General features: G+C 46.8%; 6 protein-coding genes, 12 tRNA genes and 1 rRNA gene. All 19 read left to right on the plus strand.

The annotated features are described in order from the left end of the window. The first annotated feature begins 55 nt into the window (after positions 1–55). Positions 56–391, plus strand: a complete 336-nt coding sequence (locus B5066_RS05965; protein WP_079475026.1) for an STAS domain-containing protein — start codon at positions 56–58, stop codon at positions 389–391. Next, positions 391–882: an anti-sigma B factor RsbW gene (rsbW, locus tag B5066_RS05970; RefSeq protein ID WP_079475027.1), complete on the plus strand. Its 492-nt coding sequence runs from the start codon at positions 391–393 to the stop codon at positions 880–882. The genes B5066_RS05965 and rsbW overlap by 1 nt, the downstream gene beginning before the upstream one ends. Then, positions 836–1,642 (plus strand): RNA polymerase sigma factor SigB, encoded by an 807-nt coding sequence (gene sigB / locus B5066_RS05975; RefSeq protein ID WP_079475028.1) that lies wholly within the window; start codon positions 836–838, stop codon positions 1,640–1,642. The genes rsbW and sigB overlap by 47 nt, the downstream gene beginning before the upstream one ends. Beyond that, positions 1,642–2,244 (plus strand): PP2C family serine/threonine-protein phosphatase, encoded by a 603-nt coding sequence (locus B5066_RS05980; protein ID WP_079475029.1) that lies wholly within the window; start codon positions 1,642–1,644, stop codon positions 2,242–2,244. The genes sigB and B5066_RS05980 overlap by 1 nt, the downstream gene beginning before the upstream one ends. 169 nt (positions 2,245–2,413) lie before the next feature. Further along, positions 2,414–4,573, plus strand: a complete 2,160-nt coding sequence (locus B5066_RS05985) for a Tex family protein (protein ID WP_079475030.1) — start codon at positions 2,414–2,416, stop codon at positions 4,571–4,573. A 57-nt stretch (positions 4,574–4,630) separates the two neighbouring features. Next, the gene (locus B5066_RS05990; protein WP_079475031.1) at positions 4,631–5,080 is read left to right on the plus strand and encodes a SprT family protein; all 450 of its coding nucleotides are present in this window, start codon (positions 4,631–4,633) and stop codon (positions 5,078–5,080) included. A gap of 169 nt (positions 5,081–5,249) precedes the next feature. Continuing rightward, positions 5,250–5,324 (plus strand) — tRNA-Asn (locus tag B5066_RS05995). 2 nt (positions 5,325–5,326) lie between these two features. Continuing rightward, positions 5,327–5,417, plus strand: a tRNA-Ser gene (locus tag B5066_RS06000). Positions 5,418–5,425: 8 nt separating this feature from the next. Beyond that, positions 5,426–5,500: transfer RNA gene (locus tag B5066_RS06005), tRNA-Glu, on the plus strand. A 5-nt stretch (positions 5,501–5,505) separates the two neighbouring features. After that, positions 5,506–5,581: transfer RNA gene (locus B5066_RS06010), tRNA-Val, on the plus strand. A gap of 18 nt (positions 5,582–5,599) precedes the next feature. Next, positions 5,600–5,675 (plus strand) — tRNA-Asp (locus B5066_RS06015). A gap of 16 nt (positions 5,676–5,691) precedes the next feature. Further along, a tRNA-Gln gene (locus tag B5066_RS06020) sits at positions 5,692–5,766 on the plus strand. A gap of 7 nt (positions 5,767–5,773) precedes the next feature. After that, a tRNA-Leu gene (locus tag B5066_RS06025) sits at positions 5,774–5,859 on the plus strand. Between the two features lie 21 nt (positions 5,860–5,880). Next, positions 5,881–5,968 (plus strand) — tRNA-Leu (locus tag B5066_RS06030). 6 nt (positions 5,969–5,974) lie between these two features. Further along, positions 5,975–6,051 (plus strand) — tRNA-Arg (locus tag B5066_RS06035). A 27-nt stretch (positions 6,052–6,078) separates the two neighbouring features. Beyond that, positions 6,079–6,155, plus strand: a tRNA-Pro gene (locus B5066_RS06040). Between the two features lie 7 nt (positions 6,156–6,162). Further along, a tRNA-Gly gene (locus B5066_RS06045) sits at positions 6,163–6,236 on the plus strand. Positions 6,237–6,282: 46 nt separating this feature from the next. Continuing rightward, positions 6,283–6,359: transfer RNA gene (locus B5066_RS06050), tRNA-Ile, on the plus strand. Between the two features lie 203 nt (positions 6,360–6,562). Further along, positions 6,563–6,647 (plus strand): 16S ribosomal RNA (locus tag B5066_RS16890); the annotation flags it as partial.

Consider the following 6,647-nt stretch of genomic DNA (forward strand, 5'->3'; position numbering starts at 1 on the left):
CAAGTAAAAAATCGTAATTTATATATAGCAGCATGGTTATGAGGAGGTTTACTAAATGAATTTATCGACAGAAGTGATAGAGAAAGCAGATAAAAAGAAAATTTTAAGAGTGGCTGGAGAAGTTGATGCTTATACGGCTCCGGAGCTGAAAGCAAACCTGAACCCGCTGACGGAAGAAGAGGGCGTAGAAGTGATCGTGGACCTGACAGACGTAAGTTATATCGACAGTACGGGGCTTGGTATATTTATCGGCGCTTTAAAGTCAGCTGAAAACCACGGTGCCACACTGCGCCTGACAGGTTTGAATGAACGGGTGAAGCGCCTGTTTACCATTACCGGACTTGATGAAGTGATTACTATTGATGATGAAAATACAGAGGAGGCCAAATAATGGAACGTCAGTCAGATTATTTGGAAATGACCCTTCCGGCCAAGCCTCAATACGTGGGAATCGCCCGGCTGACAGTTTCTGGACTCGCAAACCGCCTCGGTTTTTCTTACGATGACATTGAGGACATTAAAATTGCAGTAGCGGAAGCATGCACGAATGTGGTGAACCATGCATACGAAGAAACCGGCAATATGAATCTGTCCTGTAATGTATTTGAAGACCGGGTGGAGATGGTGGTAGCAGACACCGGCCAAAGCTTTGTTCTTGAAGAACTGGATCAAAATCTGGGTCCCGTAGACAGCAAGAAGCCGATCGATGAATTAAAAGAGGGGGGACTTGGACTGTTCCTCATAGACACATTGATGGATAAAGTAGAAATCAGCGGCGAAAATGGAGTGGCTATTTCTATGACAAAGTTTCTGCAAAGAGACGAGGTGGAAAACAATGTCGACGGAGTCTCAACCGAAACAAACGCGCAAGAACAAAAATAATGGCACGAGTGAAGAAGTTTATGAATGGATCCGCCAGTTCCAGGAAGACCCCACAGAAGAAATTCAAACAAAACTTGTAGAGCATTATGAACCGCTTGTGCAGTCTTTATCGAGAAAATTTTCCCGGGGACAGGATCACGATGACGACCTATATCAAGTAGGAATGATTGGGCTTCTAGCAGCGCTGCGCCGTTTTGACGATTCTTTTAAGAGAAGCTTTGAATCGTTCGCGGTTCCAACCATTGTAGGGGAAATCAAACGGTTTATCCGTGATAAAACGTGGAGTGTGCACGTCCCGCGCCGTATTAAAGAACTCGGGCCAAGAATTAAAAAAGCAGTGGAAGAGCTTACTACTCGCCTGCAGCGTTCTCCGTATGTGGACGAAATTGCCGAGTACCTTGAAGTAAGCGAAGAAGAAGTTCTTGAAACGATGGAAATGGGCAAAAGCTATCAGGCCTTATCTGTGGACCGTTCCATTGAAGCAGATCAGGAAGGCAGTGCCGTCACCCTGCTAGACCTCGTCGGTGCCAACGAAGAAGGGTATGAAAAAACAGATCAGCAGCTGCTGCTTCAAAAAGCTTTTGCTGTTTTAACAGACAGAGAAAAAGAAATTCTAAGATGCACGTATTTTGAAAACTTAAGCCAAAAAGAAACAGGAGAGCAGCTGGGAATTTCCCAAATGCATGTTTCAAGGCTGCAGCGAAGGGCTCTGCAAAAACTGCGTGAATCTATAAGAGTGGAGCCTTCGGAGTGCCTGTAATGACGGACTCTACCTCGAATACACAAGTGAATACCGCGGTCTTTCAAAAAACGAAGCCGGGCAACCGTGTTTGCGGGGACAGCTATCTCATAGTAGAAACAGAAGACTTCTTTCTCTGTTCTGTGACGGATGGCCTGGGAAGCGGTGAAGGTGCCAGGCAGTCCGCGGAGATTGCAATGAATATTATCAGAGCGCATAAACATGAGGCCATTCCTATGCTGTTAGAGCGCTGTAACCGTGCGCTCGTTTCTGAACGGGGAGTGGTTCTTGCAATAATTAAAGTCTGCTATAAAGAGCAGGAACTGATTTATGGAAGCATTGGCAACATTACTTGCTATATCAGCGCTGACAATGAAGACATTTTTCGTCCCATTCCGACAAAGGGATATCTTTCGGGGAGGAAATTTCAGTACCGGCTCGAATACGTTCCTTTTGAAAAGGGCATCTCTTTTGTGCTTCACTCGGACGGAATGACTGTTTCTTCTGAAGACCAGCGTAGTTTGCCTTATATGCAATCGGCAGAAGAATACAAAAATAAACTCGCTGAAAAAGCTGAAAATGAAAACGATGATGTTACTTTAATGGTCGGTTCATTAGGTTAAACCTCTTTCATCACTGCCGGTGGTGAGGGGGTTTTTTGTACATAAAGGAAAAAGCAGGGTATGCGTTTTGATGTTATGATGAAGTTGTGTTTTATACATGCAGGCGTGCGTCATAATACAAGTAGGCATAAATTTTAATGGATGGTGCGCTAGACAGGAGGAAGTGCAAATGGAAAAAGAAATAAATAGTGTTACGACCCGGATAGCTTCTAATCTTCAAATACGGGAAAAACATGTCACAAACATTATACATATGATTGAAGAGGGCAACACGGTACCTTTCATTGCCCGTTATCGTAAAGAACAGACAGGCGCCTCGGACGAAACAGTCATTCGGGACGTTCAACAGGCCTGGAATTATGCGAATCAGTTAGCAGAGCGTAAAGAAGAAGTACTGCGGCTGATTGATAAACAGGAAAAGTTAACGCCGGAGTTAAAAAAATCTATCAACGAAGCCGTGCAGCTTCAAGAAGTGGAAGACTTATACCGCCCCTACAAACAGAAAAGAAGAACGAAAGCAACAACAGCAAAAGAGAAAGGGCTTGCCCCGTTAGCGGAATGGCTTATGGACCAGCCGAAAGAAGGCATGCCGGAGGAAAAAGCGCAGGCTTATGTTAATGAAGAGGCGGGAGTAGTGGACGAAGCAGCAGCACTTGAAGGTGCAAGACATATTATTTCTGAACAGATTGCCGACGATGCTGATATTCGCCGCAGCGTCCGTGAGCTCAGCTATAAACAAGGCAGGCTTCATTCAGCAGCCAAAGATGAAAAGAAAGATGAACGCGGCATTTACAGCATGTACTACGATCATGAAGAAGCGCTAGCCAAGGCCCCGTCTCACCGGGTATTGGCCATGAACCGCGGGGAAAGTGAAGGTATCCTGAAGATCTCCCTTCAAGCGCCGGAAGAAAGAATTTTATCCGCTATAGAGAAAAAGGTAGTAAAGCGCTTTGGCTCACCTGTTGTTCCTCAGCTGAACGAAGCGATCGAAGACAGCTATAAACGTTTGATCGGACCGGCAGTGGAACGGGAGCTGAGAAAAGCTAAAACAGAGGAAGCAGAAACTCAGGCCATCTCCGTATTTTCCGAAAATCTTCGTAATCTCCTGCTGCAGCCTCCGATGAAGGGGAAAATCGTACTGGGCGTAGATCCAGCTTACCGTACCGGCTGCAAGCTGTCAGTCGTAGACGGAAATGGAAGACTGCTTGAGGTGGGAGTGATCTATCCGGTTCCGCCAAGAAATAAAGTAACTGAAGCAAAGGAAACGGTGTTCGCCTTAATTGAAAAGCACGAAATACAGGTGATAGCTATTGGCAACGGGACAGCTTCGAGGGAAACGGAAGAGTTTATCGCCAGAGTCGTTGAGGAGACGAAGGCGGATGTTTCATATATTATTGTAAACGAGGCTGGAGCGAGTGTTTATTCTGCTTCAGAGGTCGCGCGTGAAGAATTTCCGGAACTGCAGGTAGAAGAGCGCAGTGCTGCTTCTATTGCCCGCAGGCTTCAGGATCCTCTGGCAGAACTCGTGAAAATAGATCCGAAGTCCATCGGGGTCGGCCAGTACCAGCATGACGTTTCGCAGGCTAAATTAAATGAGTCGCTGACATTTGTGGTGGAAACGGCAGTGAACCAGGTAGGAGTAGATGTTAACAGTGCTTCGGGCAGCCTGCTTCAATACGTGGCGGGTCTTTCCAAGGCAGTCGCAAACAATGTGATCAAGCAGCGAGAGGAGCTTAAAGGATTTACGAGCCGGAAGGAGCTGCAGAAGGTTCCGAGACTTGGGGCGAAAACATACGAACAGGCAGCAGGCTTTTTGCGGGTACCGGAGTCGGCAAACCCATTCGATCGTACGGCCATTCATCCGGAGAGCTATCAGACAGCAGAGCGTCTGCTCAGCTACCTGAAGCTTGAAGCAGTGCAGGCGGGCACAAAAGAAATGAAAGAGGCTCTGGAAAACCAACAGGTATCTCAGTTGGCTGAAGCACTTGAAGTAGGCGTTCCTACACTGCAGGATATTATTGAGGATTTAAAGAGACCGAACCGGGACCCTCGTGATACATTTTCGAAACCGCTTCTGAAAAAAGGCATTATGACCCTTGATGATCTGGAAAAGGGCATGGAGCTTCAGGGGACGGTCCGTAACGTAGTAGATTTTGGGGCATTCATTGATGTAGGTGTCAAAGAAGATGGGCTTGTGCATATTTCCAAGCTTGCCAATCGTTTCATCAAACATCCGATGGAGGTGGTGTCGGTAGGAGAAATAGTTACGGTTTGGGTGGAAGATATTGATCAGAAGCGGGGACGGGTAGCATTAACGATGGTAAACTAAGTCTAGACTGGAGAAGCAGAGGGCCGCGTGCCTTCTGTTTTTTAAAGGAGGCAGACAATGTCTGATGAAGAACTGACAGCTTTAACGAAGCGAATATCACTAGAAGAATTTAAAAAGCCTTTTAAGCATAGTGCATCGTTTAACCGAAGGCTGCGGACTACGGGAGGGAGGTATGTGCTTGCTACAGGAAATATTGAAGTGAACCCAAAGTCGATGGAAAGTTATGGCCTGCAGGAAGTAATTAATATTGTAAAACATGAATTATGCCATTATCATTTACACTTGGAAGGGAGAGGGTATAAGCATAAAGACAACGACTTCCGGACACTGCTGAAGTATGTGGGGGGAGTTAGGCACTGCCGCTCTTTGGAACAATACCGGGTAAAGCAGAAAAAACGTTATCGGTACGCCTGCAGAAATTGCCAAATTTCATTTGAAAGAGCGAGGCAGTTGGACACGCGAAGATACGTTTGCGCAGCCTGCAAAGGAACATTAAAAAAAATATAGAAAAACCTTGACCAGCGTTTTTTCGATGTGATACATTATAAAAGTCGCTTGAGAGAGGGCGCTTCAAAAAGTGGCAAAAAAAGCTTTAAATTCCCTTTCAAAAGCGTATTGACATTACATAATAGATCTTGTAGAATTTTCTTTGTCTCAAAAAAAGAAATGCTCACATTCCGCAGTAGCTCAGTGGTAGAGCAATCGGCTGTTAACCGATTGGTCGCAGGTTCGAATCCTGCCTGCGGAGCCATTGGAGAAGTACCCAAGTGGCTGAAGGGACTCCCCTGCTAAGGGAGTAGGTCGTGTAAACGGCGCGAGGGTTCAAATCCCTCCTTCTCCGCCATTTACTCTGGCCCGTTGGTCAAGTGGTTAAGACACCGCCCTTTCACGGCGGTAACACGGGTTCGAATCCCGTACGGGTCACCATTTACGGAGGATTAGCTCAGCTGGGAGAGCACCTGCCTTACAAGCAGGGGGTCGGCAGTTCGATCCTGTCATCCTCCACCATTTTCATTATATACTTTAGGGCCTGTGGTGTAGTGGTTAACATGCCTGCCTGTCACGCAGGAGATCGCGGGTTCAAATCCCGTCAGGCCCGCCATTTTTACCCAATACATTGGGCCATAGCCAAGCGGTAAGGCATCGGGTTTTGGTCCCGTGATGCGCTGGTTCGAATCCAGCTGGCCCAGCCAACAACACGCGGGTGTGGCGGAATCGGCAGACGCGCTAGATTTAGGATCTAGTGTCCTTGTGACGTGGGGGTTCAAGTCCCTTCACCCGCACCATTATATAAATTATCGGTGTACGCGGTCGTGGCGGAATCGGCAGACGCGCTAGGTTGAGGGCCTAGTGGGAGTTTATCCCGTGGAGGTTCAAGTCCTCTCGACCGCACCATAATATGCGCCTGTAGCTCAGTTGGATAGAGCGTCTGACTACGGATCAGAAGGCCAGGGGTTCAAGTCCTCTCAGGCGCACCATTTACTTATATTTTTCAGCAGCATCTGCGGGAAGTAGCTCAGCTTGGTAGAGCACTTGGTTTGGGACCAAGGGGTCGCAGGTTCGAATCCTGTCTTCCCGACCATGTATTTGCGGGTGTAGTTTAGTGGTAAAACCTCAGCCTTCCAAGCTGATGTCGTGGGTTCGATTCCCATCACCCGCTCCATTACTACAAAAAAATAAATAATTCTAAGTTATTTTTTTGTGCCTGTGGGCCTGTAGCTCAGTTGGTCAGAGCGCACGCCTGATAAGCGTGAGGTCGGTGGTTCAAGTCCACTCAGGCCCACCATTATTTCCATTGACATTTAGTTGTTTAAAGGTTATAATATATTTGTCACTTTAAAAAGTGTTGACAGTTAAAACACACCGTGTTAAATTGTTTAAGTTGCTTTTTTGAGCGACAGATCGTTCTTTGAAAAGGAAAGACAAGCCAGAGCCCCAATCAAAAGCAACACTTTTTTAGGGCATCACTGATGCCACAGCATCAAACTTTTTACGGAGAGTTTGATCCTGGCTCAGGACGAACGCTGGCGGCGTGCCTAATACATGCAAGTCGAGCGCGGGAAGCCGGCGGACT

Origin of the sequence: Marinococcus halophilus, assembly GCF_900166605.1 — a bacterium.
In the GTDB taxonomy this organism is placed as follows: domain Bacteria; phylum Bacillota; class Bacilli; order Bacillales; family Marinococcaceae; genus Marinococcus; species Marinococcus halophilus.